Origin of the sequence: Micromonospora sp. ANENR4, assembly GCF_015354395.1 — a bacterium.
Classification (GTDB): Bacteria; Actinomycetota; Actinomycetes; order Mycobacteriales; family Micromonosporaceae; genus Micromonospora; species Micromonospora aurantiaca.
In genome coordinates this window covers 1-17,051 of the sequence record NZ_JADKYQ010000008.1, presented here as the reverse complement: position 1 = coordinate 17,051, position 17,051 = coordinate 1, and the positions used below count along the sequence as shown (strand labels likewise).

The 17,051-nt window shown below is 73.7% G+C and carries 19 protein-coding genes; 10 read left to right on the top strand and 9 right to left on the bottom strand.

Annotated features, from left to right (window positions below; translation table 11 throughout):
• The first annotated feature begins 14 nt into the window (after positions 1 to 14).
• The gene (locus IRY44_RS15270) at positions 15 to 875 is read left to right on the top strand and encodes a carbohydrate kinase family protein (RefSeq protein WP_194801073.1); all 861 of its coding nucleotides are present in this window, start codon (positions 15 to 17) and stop codon (positions 873 to 875) included.
• A gap of 4 nt (positions 876 to 879) precedes the next feature.
• On the opposite strand, the gene IRY44_RS15265 is transcribed toward IRY44_RS15270, so the two are convergent.
• Positions 880 to 1,401 (bottom strand): DinB family protein, encoded by a 522-nt coding sequence (locus IRY44_RS15265; RefSeq protein WP_194801072.1) that lies wholly within the window; start codon positions 1,399 to 1,401, stop codon positions 880 to 882.
• Positions 1,402 to 1,487: 86 nt separating this feature from the next.
• Here IRY44_RS15265 and IRY44_RS15260 point away from each other — a divergent pair, with 86 nt between their 5' ends.
• Positions 1,488 to 1,694 carry a hypothetical protein gene (locus IRY44_RS15260; protein WP_194801071.1) on the top strand — a complete coding sequence of 69 codons (207 nt, stop codon included), beginning with the start codon at positions 1,488 to 1,490 and terminating at the stop codon, positions 1,692 to 1,694.
• 9 nt (positions 1,695 to 1,703) lie between these two features.
• Here IRY44_RS15260 and IRY44_RS15255 read toward each other — a convergent pair whose 3' ends face one another.
• Positions 1,704 to 2,849 (bottom strand): polysaccharide pyruvyl transferase family protein, encoded by a 1,146-nt coding sequence (locus IRY44_RS15255; RefSeq protein ID WP_194801070.1) that lies wholly within the window; start codon positions 2,847 to 2,849, stop codon positions 1,704 to 1,706.
• A gap of 74 nt (positions 2,850 to 2,923) precedes the next feature.
• Positions 2,924 to 3,502, bottom strand: coding sequence for a TetR/AcrR family transcriptional regulator (locus tag IRY44_RS15250; RefSeq protein WP_194801069.1), 579 nt, complete (start codon positions 3,500 to 3,502; stop codon positions 2,924 to 2,926).
• A gap of 92 nt (positions 3,503 to 3,594) precedes the next feature.
• Between IRY44_RS15250 and IRY44_RS15245 the strand changes: the two genes are divergently transcribed.
• Together IRY44_RS15245 and IRY44_RS15240 are read left to right on the top strand one after the other, a co-directional pair.
• Positions 3,595 to 4,170 (top strand): dihydrofolate reductase family protein, encoded by a 576-nt coding sequence (locus IRY44_RS15245; RefSeq protein WP_194801068.1) that lies wholly within the window; start codon positions 3,595 to 3,597, stop codon positions 4,168 to 4,170.
• Positions 4,171 to 4,211: 41 nt separating this feature from the next.
• Positions 4,212 to 5,144 (top strand): phosphotransferase, encoded by a 933-nt coding sequence (locus tag IRY44_RS15240; RefSeq protein ID WP_194801067.1) that lies wholly within the window; start codon positions 4,212 to 4,214, stop codon positions 5,142 to 5,144.
• 160 nt (positions 5,145 to 5,304) lie between these two features.
• Here the strand turns inward: IRY44_RS15240 and IRY44_RS15235 are convergent, their stop codons facing one another.
• Complete coding sequence (locus IRY44_RS15235; RefSeq protein WP_194801066.1) at positions 5,305 to 6,519, bottom strand: ROK family transcriptional regulator; 1,215 nt, start codon at positions 6,517 to 6,519, stop codon at positions 5,305 to 5,307.
• Positions 6,520 to 6,679: 160 nt separating this feature from the next.
• The gene (locus IRY44_RS15230) at positions 6,680 to 7,555 is read right to left on the bottom strand and encodes a universal stress protein (protein ID WP_194801065.1); all 876 of its coding nucleotides are present in this window, start codon (positions 7,553 to 7,555) and stop codon (positions 6,680 to 6,682) included.
• A gap of 104 nt (positions 7,556 to 7,659) precedes the next feature.
• On the opposite strand from IRY44_RS15230, the gene IRY44_RS15225 reads away from it, so the two are divergent.
• Both IRY44_RS15225 and IRY44_RS15220 read left to right on the top strand, forming a co-directional pair.
• Positions 7,660 to 8,118 (top strand): MarR family winged helix-turn-helix transcriptional regulator, encoded by a 459-nt coding sequence (locus tag IRY44_RS15225; protein ID WP_194801064.1) that lies wholly within the window; start codon positions 7,660 to 7,662, stop codon positions 8,116 to 8,118.
• Between the two features lie 73 nt (positions 8,119 to 8,191).
• Positions 8,192 to 9,619: an MFS transporter gene (locus tag IRY44_RS15220; RefSeq protein WP_194801063.1), complete on the top strand. Its 1,428-nt coding sequence runs from the start codon at positions 8,192 to 8,194 to the stop codon at positions 9,617 to 9,619.
• A 1-nt stretch (position 9,620) separates the two neighbouring features.
• Here the strand turns inward: IRY44_RS15220 and IRY44_RS15215 are convergent, their stop codons facing one another.
• Both IRY44_RS15215 and IRY44_RS15210 read right to left on the bottom strand, forming a co-directional pair.
• The gene (locus IRY44_RS15215; RefSeq protein WP_194801062.1) at positions 9,621 to 10,418 is read right to left on the bottom strand and encodes an alpha/beta fold hydrolase; all 798 of its coding nucleotides are present in this window, start codon (positions 10,416 to 10,418) and stop codon (positions 9,621 to 9,623) included.
• 52 nt (positions 10,419 to 10,470) lie between these two features.
• Complete coding sequence (locus IRY44_RS15210; RefSeq protein ID WP_091421325.1) at positions 10,471 to 11,055, bottom strand: helix-turn-helix domain-containing protein; 585 nt, start codon at positions 11,053 to 11,055, stop codon at positions 10,471 to 10,473.
• An 80-nt stretch (positions 11,056 to 11,135) separates the two neighbouring features.
• Between IRY44_RS15210 and IRY44_RS15205 the strand changes: the two genes are divergently transcribed.
• From IRY44_RS15205 to IRY44_RS15190, 4 genes are all read left to right on the top strand, one after another.
• Positions 11,136 to 12,092 carry an NAD(P)/FAD-dependent oxidoreductase gene (locus IRY44_RS15205; RefSeq protein ID WP_194801061.1) on the top strand — a complete coding sequence of 319 codons (957 nt, stop codon included), beginning with the start codon at positions 11,136 to 11,138 and terminating at the stop codon, positions 12,090 to 12,092.
• A gap of 75 nt (positions 12,093 to 12,167) precedes the next feature.
• Positions 12,168 to 14,015 carry a glycoside hydrolase family 15 protein gene (locus IRY44_RS15200; protein ID WP_194801060.1) on the top strand — a complete coding sequence of 616 codons (1,848 nt, stop codon included), beginning with the start codon at positions 12,168 to 12,170 and terminating at the stop codon, positions 14,013 to 14,015.
• Positions 14,016 to 14,216: 201 nt separating this feature from the next.
• The gene (locus IRY44_RS15195) at positions 14,217 to 15,968 is read left to right on the top strand and encodes an ABC-F family ATP-binding cassette domain-containing protein (protein ID WP_194801059.1); all 1,752 of its coding nucleotides are present in this window, start codon (positions 14,217 to 14,219) and stop codon (positions 15,966 to 15,968) included.
• A gap of 287 nt (positions 15,969 to 16,255) precedes the next feature.
• Positions 16,256 to 16,429, top strand: coding sequence for a hypothetical protein (locus IRY44_RS15190; RefSeq protein WP_194801058.1), 174 nt, complete (start codon positions 16,256 to 16,258; stop codon positions 16,427 to 16,429).
• A 4-nt stretch (positions 16,430 to 16,433) separates the two neighbouring features.
• Here IRY44_RS15190 and IRY44_RS15185 read toward each other — a convergent pair whose 3' ends face one another.
• The gene (locus IRY44_RS15185) at positions 16,434 to 16,673 is read right to left on the bottom strand and encodes a hypothetical protein (RefSeq protein ID WP_194801057.1); all 240 of its coding nucleotides are present in this window, start codon (positions 16,671 to 16,673) and stop codon (positions 16,434 to 16,436) included.
• On the bottom strand, positions 16,670 to 17,051 hold a 382-nt coding region (locus IRY44_RS31280), incomplete at its 5' end, for a hypothetical protein (protein WP_370584948.1). The genes IRY44_RS31280 and IRY44_RS15185, both read right to left, overlap by 4 nt.

Sequence of the window (17,051 nt, the reverse complement as noted above, 5' to 3'; positions counted from 1 at the left end):
TTATCGTCGGCGACATGGTCGACCTTCTCGTGATCGGCGGGCTCGGCGTGGACGTCCGCGTCCAGGTGCCCGCCCTGCCGCCACCCGTCGCCGACTCGCTGCTGGTGCCGCCGATCGACCTGCGGATCGGCAACACCGGCTCCGGGGTCGCGCTGGCCGCGCACGCGCTCGGCCTGCGGGTGGCGCTCGTCGACGTGCTGGGCGCCGATGCGGCCGGGGACGTGGTGCGGGCGGCGCTGGCGCGTACCTCGATCCGGACCACGCTCGCGGACGCGCCGGCCGGTACCCGCCGCTCGGTGAACCTGGTCGACCCGGCGGGGCGGCGGATGTCGCTGCACGATCCGCGTCCGTGGTCGGGGCCGGCGCCGTTCGGCGAGGCGGAGCTGGCCGCTCTCGTCGCCGAGACGACCCACGTCCACCTGTCGATCATGGACTGGGCCCGGGACTCGCTGGGGGTGCTGCGCGCCGCCACGTCGGTCTCCACCGACCTGCACGACTGGGACGGCGAGAACGACTACCACCGCCCGTTCGCCCGGATCGCCGACCTGGTCTTCGTGAGCGACACGCGGCTCGGCGAGCGGGCCGTGAAGGAGGCCGCCGAGCTGGCGCCGCGCACGGTGCTGGTCACCGGCGGGGCGGCGGGCGCGACGCTGCACACGCCCGGCGTGCCGCCGACGCACGTGCCCGCCGCCACCCCACTGGGGCCGGTGGTGGACACCAACGGCGCCGGGGACGCGTTCGCGGCCGGGGTGATCGCCGCCCGGCTGCGCGGCGCGGGCGTCCTCGACGCGGCCCGGTACGCCGCCCGGGTGGCCGCCACCGCCTGCACCCACGACGGGATGGAGTATCCGGATGGGCTGCTGCCCCGCGAGTGACCGGTCAGATCGCGCCGGTCTCGCCGTCGGTCAGCTCGCGCAGGATGTCGGCGTGCCCGGCGTGCCGGGCGGTCTCCTCGATCAGGTGCACCAGCACCCAGCGCAGCGACACCTCGCCGAGCTGCGGGTGCGGCACCACGTGGTCGAGGTCGAACCGGGCGGCGACCCGGCGGGATTCGTCGCAGGCCGCCTCGTACGCGGCGACGAGCGACTCGACGGTGTCGCCGGCGCCCAGCGTGAAGCTGGCGTCGGCGTCGTCCTGCGAGGTGACGTAGACGTCGCCCGGCTCGGGGGCGAACAGGCAGCGGAACCAGTTCCCCTCCACCACCGTCAGGTGCTTGAGCAGCCCGGCCAGGGTGGTCAGCGAGGGCACCAGGCGCCGGGCGGCGTCGGCGTCGGTCAGGCCGCGCGTCTTGCGCAGCACTGTGGCCCGGTGGAAGTCGAGGAACGCGTCGAGGATCGCCCGTTCGCCGCCCGTGCGGGCGAGGACCGGACCGAGTGTCGGATCGATCGTCGGGTGCGCCATCCCCGGACCCTAGTACGCGGTGTGCCCGCCCCGCTGCCCCGCGTGATCCCCCTGCGCGGGCGGGCCGGCCGGGGCAGGATGGGCGCATGGCTTCCACGGTGCAGATCCCCCTGGTGGGCGGTACGGCCGACGGCGAGACCGTCACCGTCGAGCTGGACGTCAACGGCCGCCCGCCGCTGACCCACCACCACCTCGGGTCGAAGGGGCTCGCGGAGGCGCAGATCTACGAGCTGGAGTCGGGCGACCAGCCGGGCCGCGAGTGGGTCTACGCCTGGCGCGGCCCGGCGGTCTGACGGCCCGGCTCACAGCGCGTGCGTCAGCGTGCGGGCCCGGATGCTGTCCAGCACGCTGCGGGTCACCTGCGAGGTGCCGCGCGCCTGCTCGCACACCTCCGCGACCCGGCGCGCGGTCGCGTCGGCCCGGGCCTCCCGCTCGTCCCACAGCCGGTCCACCTCGGCCAGCAACGGGCCCTCCACCTCGCGCTCCACGCCGCGCAGCGCCGGCACACCGAGCCGCTGGGCCAGGTCGAAGACCTTTCCGGCGTACGGCAGCGGCAGGAACGGCGTGCCCATCATGGCCGCGAAGATCAGGAAGTGCAGGCGCATGCCGACCGCGAGGTCGAAGTGGCGCATCAGACCGAGGATCTGCGCCGGGCGGTAGTCGCCGTGCAGGATGCGTCCCCGGTCGGCGGCCGTCATGTGCGACAGCACGCCGTGGGAGTGCCGGATGTCGTCGCGTTCCATCGGCACGAACAGCACGTACGCGTCGATCCGGTGCACCAGGAAGTCACCGATCTGGGCGAGCAGGCGGTGGTAGCCGTCCACGTCGAGCCGTTCGGCGGCCCGGCCCGGCTCGCGCACGCTCAGCCCGACCAGCCGGGAGCCGGCCGGTACGCCCTCCTCACGCAGCCACTGCTGGGGGAACTCCTCCGCTTCGAGCAGGAACGCCGGGTCGGCGGTGACGGTGATCGGGTTGACCAGGCCGGCCTCCTCCAGCACCATCCGCGACTCCTGGTCGCGCACTGTCACCTCGACTGCTTGCGCCAGCGTCTCGCGGACCATGCCGCTGTCCAGCGTGTCGGTGAGCGGGCCGACCCCTACCGCGTACGTGATCAGCGGCAGTCCTCGCTCCTGGGCGACCCGGACCACCCGCAGATAGCGCCGGGCCTCCTTGTCGTAGAGGATCCCGCCGCCGCCGAGGATGAGCAGGTCGAGCTGGTTGAGCACCGGGGACGAGTCGACCCGGCTGACGCCCTCCCACGGCACCGCCTCGACCTCGGGGTGGGCCAGCGCGGTGTGGGCCGGGTTGCGGGAGAAGACGATGATCCGGGCATGCGGCTCGTGGCGGCGCAGATCGTCCAGCAGACCCGTGAGGATCGCCTCGTCGCCGAGGTTGCGACCGCCGTAGGAGCCGAGCACGCCGATGGTCAGTCCGGTGCGTTCCCTCATCCGTTGCTCCTTCCCAGGGGCGTCCGCGCCAGCGTTCCCGCTGGCCGCCCCGGGTTAACGCACGGCGAGGAGGCTCAACCGGTGGCGTTGCCGACCAGACGGGAGACGAGGTCCGTGACCACCTGATCGGTGTCGAACCCGGCGTCGATCGAGGTGGTGAGCAGGTCGAGCAGGAGCCCGTCGACCGCGTAGTGCAGCAACGCCACCTCGTACGCCCCGCCGGGTAGTCCGGCGGCGGTGTGGTGGGCGACGTCGTCGGCGTACCCCCGGCGCAGCACGCCGCCGAGCGCGGCCCGCAGCTCCGGGCGGCGCGCTGCCTCCAGCCGCAGCTCGAACAGCGCCCGGGTGAGGCCCGGTTCGCGGGTGGTGCGGGCGACGATGTCGCGCAGGTAGTCGGTCATCAGCGCGAGTGACGGCTCGCGGCGGCCGAGGCCGGCCAGCACTGCCGGGTCGGGGGCGATCCGGTCGAAGATGCGTTCGGCCAAGCCGGCGAGCAGCGCCGCGCGGGACGGGAAGTAGTTCGAGGTGGTGCCGGTGGGCACGCCCGCCTCGGCGTCGACCGCCCGGTGGGTCAGCCCCCGCGCGCCCGCGTCGGCGAGCACCCTCAGCCCGGCGTCGGCGAGCAGGGTACGGCGTTCCGGATTCCTGGCCACGCGAACACACTAGCAACAACCACGACAGGTGTTGTAGATTCATCGCCGAACCACGACAGCCGTCGTGGATCACCTCGGACATCGGAGCCGGTTTGCGCAAGCTCGTCTACTTCGTCGCCAGCACCCTCGACGGCTTCATCGCCGCGCCCGACGGGACGTTCGACTTCCTCCCGCTGACGCCCGACCTGGCGCCCCACCTGGTGGCCGAGTGGCCCCAGACGCTGCCCACGTTCGCCCACGCCCAGCTCGGCATCGACTCCCCGCCCGCCGGCCGCTTCGACACCGTGCTGATGGGCCGGGGCAGCTACGAGCCGGGCCTGAAGCTCGGCGCCACCAGCCCGTACGCCCACCTGGAGCAGTACGTGTTCAGCCGCTCCCTGCCCCCTGCCGACTACCCGGACGTGCACGTCGTCGACGGCGACCCGGCCGCCCTCGTCCGCGAGCTGAAGACCCGCGCCGGGCGCGACATCTGGCTCTGCGGCGGCGGCCGGCTCGCCGGTCAACTCCTCGACGAGATCGACGAGCTGGTGGTCAAGCTCAACCCGGTGGTCGTCGGCAGCGGGATCAAGCTCGTCGACAGCGGCTTCGACCCGCGCCGGCTCACGCTCACCTCGGCGCGACCGTTCGACGCCGGCGTGGTCGTCCTGCACTACACGCGCAACGATTAACCCGGTTGCCCCGGACGGCGGGCGGCACGCACCGTGGAGCGGTGACGAAGACCCGGCTGCACTGGCACCAACTGCCCGCACACGTCCGCGACGGCGTCGAGGCCGTCCTCGGCGACCGGGTGGTGGCGGCGCGGTCCCAGCCGGGCGGCTTCTCCCCCGGGACCGCCGACCGCGTCCGTACCGCAGGCGGTGGCCGGGCCTTCGTCAAGGCGGTCAGCCCGGCGCAGAACGACCGCAGCCCCGACCTGCACCGCGCCGAGGCCCGGATCGCCGACGCCCTGCCGCCGGACACGCCCGCGCCCCGGCTGCTCGGCAGCTACGACGACGGCGACTGGATCGCGCTCGTCTTCACCGACGTGGAGGGCCGGCACCCGGTCACGCCGTGGCGGGCCGACGAGCTGGCCGCCGTGCTGTCCACGCTGGAGGCGATGGCCGGCGCGCTCACCCCGGCACCGGCCGCCGCACCCACCCCCACCGCCGCCGAACGGCTCGCTCACGACTTCGGCGGCTGGCGGCGCCTCGCGGCCGACCCGCCGGCCGACCTCGACCCGTGGGCCCGGTCCCACCTGCCCGAACTGTGCGCCGCCGCCGAGCGAGGGCTGGCCGCGCTCGACGGCGACACGCTCTGCCACGTCGACGTGCGCGCCGACAACCTGCTGCTCGGCCCGGACGGATCGGTCACCGTTGTCGACTGGCCCTGGGCCTGTCGCGGGCCGGCCTGGCTGGACACGCTGCTCACCGTCGTCAACGTGCAGGTGTACGGCGGACACGACCCCGACGCGCTGCTGGCCGCCCAGGCATTGACCGCAGACGTCGACCCGGCCGACCTGACCGGAGTGCTCGCGGGGTTCACCGGCTTCTTCCTCGACGGCGCCCGCCAGCCACCCCCACCCGGCATCCCGACCGTGCGCGCGTTCCAGCGCCGACAGGGCGAAGCCCTGCTCCCCTGGCTGACCCACCGCCTGACCCCCTGACCGCCCGCCCCGCCCCGCCCCGCCCCGGCCCGCCCCGGCCCGGCCCGGCGATCTTGCAGTTTCGGCCCCCGGGATGCCGCTTTGGCGCGCCTTGTCAGGGCCGGAAGTGCAAGATCAACGCGATTCAGAGGTCTGGACGCGCGGCGGTGCACGGCGCGGCTCACCCGGGAGTGGGGACGCCCAGGGGGTCGGCGAAGAGGGGTGAGAAGCCCAGTTCGGCGGCACCGATCAAGGTCGCGTCGTAGCCGAGCGCGGACACGCGCAGCCGGGCCTTGTCGCGGGAGATGGGCAGCACGTTGGCCGCGATCCGGCTGCGGACGTGGCTGGCGCAGACCGGGAAGACCTCGGTGAGCGTGCCTCCGAAGATCACCACGCCGGGGTTGAACAGGTTGATCACGTTCGCCACGCCGATGCCCAGCCAGTCACCGATGTGCCGCAGCGCGTCCTGCGCGGCCGGTTCTCCGCGCACGGCGGCGGCGACCACGGCGCGTACCGCCTCGCGCCCCTTCTCCTGCGCGGGTCGGCCCGCGACGTCGAGCAGCGCCCGCTCACCGACCTCGGCCTCCAGGCACCCGCGCGAGCCGCAGCCGCAGGCCCGCCCCTGGTACGGGTTCACGAGCATGTGCCCGACCTCGGAGGCGTACCCGCCGTCGCCGTCGAGCAGTTCCCCGCCCACGATGATCCCGCCGCCCACACCGACGTCGCCGTGCAGGTAGACCAGGTTCTGCACGCCGACTCCGGCGCCGCGCTGATGCTCGGCCAGCGCCCCGAGGTGCGCCTCGTTGCCGACCAGGACGGGCAGGCCCAGGTCCAGCCGCCGGGCCAGCTCGGCGCCGAACGCCTGGTCCACCCACCCCATGTCCGGCCCGAACCGGACCATCCCGTCGCCGGGGCGGATCATCCCGCAGTAGGAGGCGCCCACGCCGACGCACACCGACCCGGGTGGCGCGGCGTGGTGCAGCGCCCGTCCGAAGTCGGCGAGCACCGAGACCACGGAGTCGAGGTCGGCCCCGGCCCGCGGCCGTTCCGCCTCCAGCCGCGCCGACACCACACCGCCGAGCCCGACGCGGGCGGCCACGAGCCGGTCCACGGCGATGTCGAAGGCGAGGACGTAGACGGTGTCGGAGGCGGGACGCACCACACGCGACGGACGCCCGGCCCGCCCGCTGCCACCGGCCGCCACCTCGCGGACCAGGCCGGCCGCCGCCAGTTCCGCGGTGAGCGCCATGACCGTGCTGCGGTTGACGCCCATCCAGTCGGCAAGCTCGACGCGGGTGACCGGGCCGGTCAGGTGGACGCGCCGCAGCAGCGCGCCGAGGTTGAGCCGGCGGCTGTCCCCCTGCGCGTGCCGGTCTGCTGCCAGACCTTTCAGCATCGACCACTCCGTCGGATGGCGACTGGCTCTCCGAGACCGAGGATAGTTGGCACACATCGACAGCAGCCAGCGCGGAGGCGCTCACCGGACTGCCGAAGTACGAGTGGAACGCCACGGGTGCCTCCCGGCCCGGGAGGCACCCGTGATGGTCCAGTGACAGCTACTCGGCTTCGCGCACCGGGCTCTGCGGCACCACCATCACCGGCCGGTGGGCGCGGTGCAGCGTGGCCATGGCGACGCTGCCGAGCAGGATCTTGCGGACCGCGGTCCGGCCGCGCGAGCCGACCACGACCAGGCTCGCCTTGCGCTCGGTGGCGACGGCGGAGAGCGCGTCGGCCACCGCGCGGCCGGGAGCACCGCCGCCGGCGCGCACGCGCACGGTGGTCACCGGCTGCCCGTCGACGGCGTCCGGCGTGTCCCCCTCGTCGCCGTCCACGGCGGCCAGGACGATCTCCCGCTCGGGGAAGAGGCGGCGGGCGGCGGCGAGCGCGGCCTCGGATCCGGCCGAGGCGTCCCAGCCGACCACCACCGGCCCGGCGGCGAGCGCGTCGTACTCGTCGGTCAGCAGCGGGTGCGGCACGACCAGCACGGGACGCGGGCTGTAGTGCACGGCCATGTCGGAGACGCTGCCGAGCACCGCGCGGGCGCCGCCGAGGCCCCGCGAACCGAGCAGCAGCACGTCGGCCTGCTTCTCGTCGGCCAGCTCGGCGAGGCGGAGCCCTTCACCACCGTAGCTGCGGCACACGAGCGGCTCGGCGTCCCAGCCGGCGGCCCGGCCCAGCATCACGCCGACCGCAGTCATCCGGTCGGCCTCCCGGCTGCCCTCGCGCTCGATCGCCTCGACGAACACGTTGATGTTGCGGGTGCCGGTCCAGAGCCGCTTGCGGAGTTCCTCGCTGGCGAACGGAGGCGTCCACAGATGCCCGATCCACGCGTGCGCGCCGGGGAACAGCAGCGCGCCCACCTCGATGGCGGCGCTAGCGGCCGGAGACCCGTCGTAACCCACCACCACTTGCCTGCCGTGCTCGTCGCTCACCGCACCCAACCTCTCTCACCGACGACATCTCACAAGATCGTATCCGGGCCCGGACCGCGTCCGAGCCGGATCATCCGCCACGGAATCATCGGTACGCTGGGCGGATGAGCAGCCCGGACCTGTCGTACCTACTCGACCACACCAGCCACGTGTTGCGTACCCGGGTGGCGGCGGCGCTCGCCGAGATCGGGCTGACCGCACGGATGCACTGCGTGCTCGCGCACGCGCTGCCCGAGGAGCGTACGCAGATCCAGCTCGCCGAGATGGGCGACATGGACAAGACGACGATGGTGGTGACGGTCGACGCGCTGGAGCGGGCCGGGCTGGCCGAGCGGCGTCCGGCGCGTACCGACCGGCGGGCGCGGATCATCGCGGTCACCGAGGAGGGCGCCCGGGTCGCCGCGCGCAGTCAGGAGATCGTCGACCGGGTGCACGCCGAGGCACTGGCGAGCCTGCCGGAGGACGAGCGGAAGGTCTTCCTGCGCGCGCTGGAACGCCTGGCCGCCGGCCATCTGGCCACGCCGGTGCAGAGCCCGAAGCCGGCCCGCCGGGCCCGCCAATAGTCTTTCAATAGATTGTCTGTAACGGAACTATCCGTTACGGTCCTCCTGTCGCACCTCTCGACAGGAGGACTCCATGTCCGCTCCCCGCTCCCGGCAGCTCGCCCTCGGCGTGCTCGCCACCGGCGCCCTGATGACCATCCTCGACGGCAGCATCGTCACCGTGGCGATGCCGGCCATCCAGCGCGACCTGCGCTTCTCCCCCACCGGCCTGAGCTGGGTGGTGAACGCGTACCTGATCGCGTTCGGCAGCCTGCTCCTGCTCGCCGGCCGGCTCGGCGACCTGATCGGGCGCCGGACGATGTTCCTCGGCGGCACCGCGCTGTTCACCGCCGCCTCCGTGCTGGCCGGGGTGGCGGCGAACAGCGCCACGCTCGTCGCGGCCCGCTTCCTCCAGGGCGTCGGCAGCGCGGCGGCCACGGCGGTGAGCCTCGGCATCCTGGTCACGCTCTTCCCCGACGCCGCCGGGCGGGCGCGGGCGTTCGCCGTGTTCGCGTTCACCGGCGCGGCCGGGGCGGCGATCGGTCAGGTCGCCGGCGGCCTGCTCACCGACGCGCTGGGCTGGCACTGGATCTTCCTGATCAACCTGCCGATCGGCCTGGCGACGATCGCGCTCGCGATCCGTACGCTGCCCGCCGACCGGGGCCTGGGCCTGGCCGCCGGGGCCGACGTGGCGGGCGCGCTGCTGGTAACCGCCGGGCTGGTGCTCGGCATCTACACGGTGGTCACGATCGAGCGGTACGGCGCGACGTCCGCGCACACGCTCGGCCTGGGCGCGCTCGCCGCCGCGCTGGTCGCCGGGTTCGTGGTCCGGCAGGCCACCGCGCACCGACCGCTCATGCCGCTGCGGCTGCTGCGCTCGCGCGGCGTCGCCGTGGCGAACGTGGTGCAGGTCCTCACCGTGGCCGCGACGTTCGCGTTCCAGGTCCTCGTCACGCTCTACCTTCAGCAGGTGCTCGGCTACGAGGCCACCGGCACCGGGCTGGCGCTGCTGCCGGCCGCTGTCGTCATCGGCGCGGTGTCGCTCGGCGTCTCGGCCCGGCTCAACGCCCGCTTCGGCGAGCGGGCCGTGCTGATCGCCGGGCTCACGCTGCTCGCCGCCATGTTCGCGCTGCTGGCCCGGGTGCCGGTGGACGGCCGCTACCTGCGCGACGTGCTCCCGGTGATGCTGCTCGCCGGCGGGTTCGGGCTGGTGCTGCCGGCGCTCACCGCGCTCGGCATGTCCGCCGCCCGCGCCGAGGACGCCGGTCTCGCCTCCGGGCTGTTCAACACCACCCAGCAACTCGGCATGGCGTTCGGCGTCGCGGTGCTGTCCACGCTGGCCGCCGCGCGTACCTCGGACCGGGTCGCGCTCGGCGACGACCGGGCCACGGCCCTGACCAGCGGCTTCCACGCGGCATTCGCGGTCGGCGCGGGACTCGTGGTGGTCGCCGTCGTGCTCGCGTACGCGCTGCTGCGCCCGCGCACGGCGGCGCGCACCGACGCCCCGGCGCTGGTCGGGTGAGTCAGCCGGGAGCGCGCGCCGGATGGGTGAGGAACGGCAGCACCGCGGCCGGCAGCGCGGGCGAGGCCACCACGTCGTAGTGGGTGAGCCCCGGCAGCACCGCGAGCCGGGACGCGGGCCGGGCGGCACCGTCGCCGCCCGCGTCCCGCCGGCCACCGCCGAGCAGGCCGAAGAACTCCGCCGCGTGGCTCACCGGGATCTCGTCCGCGTCGGCGAAGACCAGCAGCACCGGCATCGGCAACGCGGCCACCTCGGCGGACCAGTCGTAGTCGCGCCGCAGCAGGTCCCCGCTGCGGGCCCAGAGCAGCGGCCAGTCCTGCGGGCGGGGCGCGACCCGCGCGTACCGCTCGTACGGCGGGGTGCCGCGCATGCGTCTCGCGGCGCGCTCGTCGTGGGCGGACATCGCGGCGAGCGTCTCCGGGTACCAGCCGCGCCGCCGGAACGGCGTGGAGACGAGCACCAGGCGGCGGACCAGGGCGGGGTGCTGGATCGCGGTACGCAGGGCCACCCCGCCGCCGAGCGAGTAGCCGAGCACGTCGGCGCGCGGCAGGCCGACGTGACGCAGCAGCCCGGCGACGTCGTCGGCCATCGACTCGTACCGCAGCGGCCGGTCCAGACCGCCGGTGCGGCCGTGGCCCCGCAGATCGACGGCGATCAACCGGCGGCGCGCGGCGAGCGCCTGCCGGACCGGCGCGAACGTCTCGGTCGACCCGTACCCGCCGTGCAGCAGGACCAGCGGCCTGCCGGTGCCGTGCTCCTCGTACCAGATCCGCAGCCCGCCGACGTCCGCATAGCTCACCCGCCGATCGTCGCGCCCCCGGCGCCGTGGCGGGCGCGTTCGCGGACGCCGCTCAGCGGGACGCGCGGGGGCGGGCGCGCAGGTGGGCGCGTTCGCCCTGACTGCCGAAGAGGCTGAGGAACTCCACCCCCTCGCTGTCGGCGCGGCCGAACCAGTGCGGGACGCGGGTGTCGAACTCGGCCGCCTCACCGGGTTCGAGCACCAGGTCGTGCTCGCCGAGCACGAGCCGCAGCCGCCCGTTGAGCACGTAGACCCACTCGTACCCCTCGTGGGTCTTCGGCTCGGGCTCGGACCGCCCACCGGCCGGGATGATCAGCTTGTACGCCTGGATGCCGCCCGCGCGGCGGGTGAGCGGCAGCATGGTCATCCCGAACGCGGCGACCGGCCGCAGGTGGACGCGGGGGTCGCCGGTCGGTGGGGCGCCGACCAGTTCGTCGAGCGTGACGCCGTGCGCGCGAGCCAGCGGGAGCAGCAGTTCCAGCGTCGGCTTGCGGCCGCCGGACTCCAGCCGGGACAGCGTGCTCACCGAGATGCCGGTGGCGGCGGAGAGGTCGGTGAGGGTGGTCTCGCGCTCGCGGCGCAGCGCACGCAGCCGGGGGCCGACCGCGTCGAGGGCCTGATCGAGGTCGTCGTCCATGCCCACGAGTTTGCCACATCAGCAAGAGAGTTTGCAGTTCTGCCGAGCCTCGCCGCAATCTGGTCGCGGAGGTGGTCACGATGACCGAGAGCTACGAGGTACTGGTGATCGGCGGCGGCGCGGCCGGGCTCAACGGCGCGCTCATGCTGGCCCGGGCACGCCGGTCGGTGCTGGTGGTGGACGGGGGCGAGCCCCGCAACGCCCCCGCCGACGGCGTGCACGCGCTGCTGGGGCACGACGGCGTGCCGCCGGCCGAGCTGCTGGCGCGCGGCCGGGACGAGGTGCGCCGCTACGGCGGGCACCTGACCGAGGGCCGGGTCGAGACGGTGGACCGCGACGGCGACGGGTTCGCGGTGGCGCTCGCCGACGGCCGCCGGGTACGCGCCGGGCACGTGCTGGTCGCCACCGGCCTGGTCGACGAGTTGCCCGACGTGCCCGGCCTGCGCGAGCGCTGGGGACGGGACGTGGTGCACTGCCCGTACTGCCACGGCTGGGAGGTGCGCGAGCGGCCGATCGGGGTGATCGGCAGCGGCCCGATGTCGGTGCACCAGACGCTGCTGTTCCGGCAGTGGAGCGACGACGTGGTCTACCTGCGGCACACCGCGCCGCCGCTCACCGACGAGCAGGCCGAGCAGCTCGCCGCGCGCGGCGTGCCGGTGGTCGAGGGCGAGATCGCGGCCGTCGAGACGGACGGGGACCGGCTGACCGGGGTACGCCTGCGCGACGGCCGCACCGTCGACCGCGAGGTGCTCACCGTCGCGCCCCGGATGGTGGCGCGCGCCGGGTTCCTGGCCGGGCTTGGCCTGCGCCCGCAACCGCACCCCAGCGGGATGGGCGAGTACCTGCCGGCCGACGAGTCGGGGCGTACCGATGTGCCCGGGGTGTGGGTCGCGGGCAACGTGACGAACCTGTCGGCGCAGGTCGGCGCCGCCGCGGCGGCGGGCGCCTGGACCGCGGCGATGATCAACGCGGACCTGGTGCAGGCGGAGACCCAGCGGGCGGTCGAGGCGCACCGTGGCGCGCGGGCGGGTGGGTGACCACGAATCACCCCTAACCTGACAATTCTTCCCCTAGGTTGAGTCGGAGAGGGCAGTCGGAACCTGGGGGGCGATGTGAAGGGCTATCCGGCGATCGAGGATCACGGGCTCATCGGCGACCTGCAGACCGCCGCGCTGGTGACCTGTGACGGAACGATCGACTGGTTCTGCGCGCCGCGCTTCGACTCGCCGAGCATCTTCGCCGCACTGCTCGACAAGGACAAGGGCGGCTTCTTCCAGATCGCCCCGCACGAGGTCCGGTACGTCACCAAGCAGCTCTACCTGCCCGGCACACCGATCCTGATCACCCGGTTCATCAGCGCGGACGGCGTCGCCGAGGTGATGGACTTCATGCCTGTGACCGGCGAGCGGGTCACCGACTCGCACCGCCTGGTCCGCATGGTCAACATGGTGCGCGGCAGCATGCGCTTCCGGGTGGAGTGCCGGCCCCGGTTCGACTACGCCCGCGAGCGCCACGAGGTGGAGCGGCACCGCAACGGCTACCTGTTCCGCAGCCCGTCGGCGACGCTCACCTTCAACCCGATCGACCCGGTACGGCAGCTCTGGGCCCAGACCGGCGAGATCCGCATGGAGGACGGCGACCTGATCGCCTACGGCACGCTGAAGGAGGGCGACACCGGCGGGGTGATCCTGGAGACGGGCAGCGACGAACCCCGGATCATCCCGCCGGAAGAGGTCCAGGGCATGTTCGAGTGGACCCGGGACTACTGGCGGCGCTGGGTCGAACGCTCCCGCTACACCGGGCGCTGGCGGGAGATGGTCGAGCGCTCGGCCATCACGCTCAAGCTCATGACGTACGCGCCGACCGGCGCGATGATCGCCGCGCCGACCGCCGCGCTGCCCGAGCTGGTCGGCGGCTCCCGCAACTGGGACTACCGCTACACCTGGGTACGTGACACCTCGTTCTCGGTGCACGCGCTGCTCGGTCTCGGGTTCACCGAGGAGGTCAGCCGGTACATGGACTGGCTGGACGAGCGCATCCGCGAAGCCGGCGACCACCAGGACCCGCTGAAGATCATGTACCGGGTGGACGGCTCCTCGGACCTGCACGAAGAGGTGCTCGACCACCTGGAGGGATACCGGGGCTCCCGGCCGGTGCGGATCGGCAACGGCGCCGCCGACCAGCTTCAGCTCGACATCCACGGCGAGGCGCTGTACGCCATGCACCTCGCCGACGAGCAGGGCATCCGGGTGTCGCACCAGGTGTGGAAGAGCACCGTGCGCCTGGTCGACTGGCTCTGCCACAACTGGGACAAGCGCGACGCCGGGATCTGGGAGAGCCGGCACCACCCCCGCAACTACACGTTCGGCCGGGTGATGTCCTGGGTGGCGCTGGACCGGGCCATCCGGCTGGCCACCCGCACCGGCCGGCCCGGGGACATGAGCTGCTGGACCGAGCAGCGCAACCGGATCTACAACCAGGTCATGGCCCGCGGGTTCCACCGGGAACGCGGCAGCTTCGTGCAGGCGTACGACGAGAACGTGCTCGACGCCGCCCTGCTCTACATGCCGGCGGTCGGCTTCGTCACGCCCAGCGATCCGCTGTGGCTGTCCACGCTGGAGTCGATCGAGCGGGATCTGGTCTCGGACAGCCTGGTCCACCGGTACGACCCGGTGCACTCCCCCGACGGGCTGCCCGGCCACGAGGGCACGTTCAACATGTGCACCTTCTGGTACGTCGAGGCGCTGGCCCGCTCCGGCCGGCTGGACGACGCCCGGCTCACCCTCGAGAAGATGTTCACCTTCAGCAACCACCTCGGCCTGTACGCCGAGGAGATCGCCTCCACCGGTGAGCAGATCGGCAACTATCCGCAGGCGTTCAGCCACCTCGCGCTGATCAACTCGGCGCTGACGGTGAACGACCTGCTCGACGCCGAGGCCTCCGCCCGCCTGCGCCGGTAACTCCGGCGATCTCCGGTCCCGCTCCGGGTAGCCTTGACCGCATGAGGTTCCACGCCGCCGTCATGAAGCCCTGGTCCCTCCGCTGACGGCGGCAGGGTGACCGGCTTCTTCTGACGTACCAGCTCTGCTCCGCCGTCCTGGCGTTCCCGCCGGGCGGTGTCCTCGCGCTGCCCGGCTCCACGACGAGCCGAAGAGCGGACTGTGAACAACCTCGACCACATTCCTTCGTCCCCATCCATCTCAGGCGGTTCGCTGCCCGCCGGGCACCGGGCGCACGTCCGGGCCGACGGCGTCCGCGTCATCCGCGGCGGCCGGGTCGTGCTGTCCGACGTCGGCGTGACCGTCTCCGCCGGCTCCCGCCTGGCGGTCGTCGGCGAGAACGGCCGCGGCAAGACCACACTGCTGCACGTGCTGGCCGGCATCCTCGTGCCCGACCAGGGCACGGTGGAACGGCTGGGCACGATCGGCGTCGCCCGGCAGAACCTGGAGGCGCGCCACGGCGAGACGGTGGGCACGCTCGTCCGGGAGGCGATCCGGGAGTCCGAATGCGCGCTGCGGGCACTGGACGACGCCGCCGGCGCGCTGGCCGAGAGCCGGGCGGGCGCGGACGACGCGTACGCCGCCGCGCTCGACGCGGCAACCCGGCTGGACGCCTGGGACGCGCAACGTCGCGTCGACGTGGCGCTGGCCGGTCTCGACGCCTGCCCGGACCGGGACCGCCCGCTGGCGACGCTGTCGGTCGGCCAGCGCTACCGGGTCCGGCTGGCATGCCTGCTCGGGGCGCGGGTCGACCTGCTGATGCTGGACGAGCCAACCAACCACCTCGACGCGGCCAGCCTGGCCTTCCTCACCGCGCGGCTGCGCGAGCACCCGGGCGGCGTGGTGCTGGTGACCCACGACCGCGCCCTGCTGCGGGACGTGGCCACGGAGTTCCTGGACCTCGACCCCAGCCCGGACGGGCGCCCACGCCGCTACGCCGGGGACTACGACGCCTGGCAGGACGGGCGCAGTCGCGACTTCGCGAACTGGGTACGGGACCACGAGGCGCAGCAGGCCGAGCACCAGCGGCTGGCCGACGCGGTCCGGGAGGCGCAGGGCCGGCTCAGCACCGGCTGGCGTCCGGAGAAGGGCCACGGCAAGCACCAGCGCCAGTCCCGCGCCCCCGGCCTGGTCCAGGCGCTGCGACGCCGGCAGGAGGCGCTCGACGAGCACCGGATCACCGTCCCGGAGCCACCGCAGCCGCTGCGCTGGCCGCCGCTGGACGCCCGGGCCGGACTGCCGATCCTGCGGTGCCACGACGTGACGGTCGCAGGGCGTCTGCGTACCCGGGTCACGCTCACGCTCGACGGCGGGGACCGCCTGCTGGTGACCGGGCCCAACGGCGCGGGCAAGTCGACGCTGCTCTCCGTGCTGGCCGGCGACCTCGTGCCGTCGAACGGCGAGGTTCGCCACCCGTCCGGCGCGCGGGTGGCGTACCTCGGTCAGGAGGTGCCCGACTGGCCTCCCCTGATGCTCGCCCACGACCTGTACGAACAGCACGTGGGCCGGTTGCGCTCCACCGGACGCCTCGGCTCCGGCACGCCTCTGCCGCTGGGCGCGACGAACCTGCTCGACGCCGAGGCCCGGCGTACCCCGGTCGGCCGGATGTCGCACGGACAGCAACGGCGGCTGAACCTGGCGCTCCGCCTGGCCGAGCGTCCCGACCTGCTGATCCTCGACGAACCCACGAACCACCTCTCCGCGCCGCTGGTCGACGACCTCACCGCCGCCCTGCTGACGACTCCGGCGGCGTTGGTCGTCGCCACCCACGACCGGCAGATGCTCCACGACCTAGCGGCCTGGCCCACGCTGCCGCTCACCGCCCCGGCCCCGGACCGGCGGGTGGCGGCGTTCGCCCCTCCGGTGACGCCAGGTCGTTCGGTCACGGAGGGTCATGCGTCTCGGGAAGAGTGATACTCCGAGCGATATGCCTGAGAGTCATGAATATGCCTCTCAGGCATATTCACTTCTCATCACCACGTCCTCACCGGGCTGGACCGGCTGGCTACTGTGGGGTCCCGGGACAGTCGGCGAAGGAATGGCGGGATGGCTGTCGACGGAGCGGACGCCGGGCACGTCGGCCGCCCCTAGCGCTACGAGGAGGCCGTCCTCGGCCTGCTGCGGGGCGACGGGGCGACCGCGCTGACAGCCGGCCTCTGGCTGCTCGTCACGTCGCTGTTCACCGGCCGGCAGCAGGCGACGTGATAGCGGTCCGCTACGACCCCCGGCACCCCACCCACCTGCGGGAAGCCGACGCGCCGATCTGGCGGTGGCCGGACTTCCTGGCGACCGTGCCGCCGGCCGTGGCGGGCCGCCTCGTCGTACCGGCGGAATGGATGCGGTTCCGGCGGCGGCTGCGGGAGCGGCGCGGCTGAGCAGTCACCGCCCCCGCGGACCGGCCTCGCGGGTCCACCCGACGAAGCGGCGGTGCAGCGCGCCGGCAGGCGCCCACGGCATGTCCTCGGAGGCCTGCACGAGGTAGGCGCCGAGGTACAGGGTCAGCGACACGGGCGCACCGGCGTACTCCGCGCGCAGTTCCCGTCTCCGCGTGGGGCACGGCCAGGGCAGGTCACAGCCGCCGCAGCTCCAGACCGGCATGACCGGGCCGTGGGTGGTCACCGCGCACCTTCCAGGAACCGCGCGGTGACCGCCCGCGCCTGCCTGCTGGTCGCCCATTCCACCTGCCAGCAGGGGTACGGAGTCAGCCGTGACCACCAGGCCCGGCACCCGGCACACATGCCGTCAAGTCCTCGGACGTGTACCGCGAGGATCGTCTCTTCCGGCCCGCCGATCACTCGTCGCCCCCCTGCGGCCACTGACCACGATTGATCGGAATCCGATGCCGCGAATGGCAGGGCAGATCGGCACCGCACCGGCAGACCCGTGTCCACCGCCGCCAGCACCAGACCGGCCGATGCCGCCGGGCCAACGTCAACGCTGCGGCGGACAGGTACGCGTCCCTCGCCGCGAGCCGCCTCAGCAGCGGCGAGAGGTCGC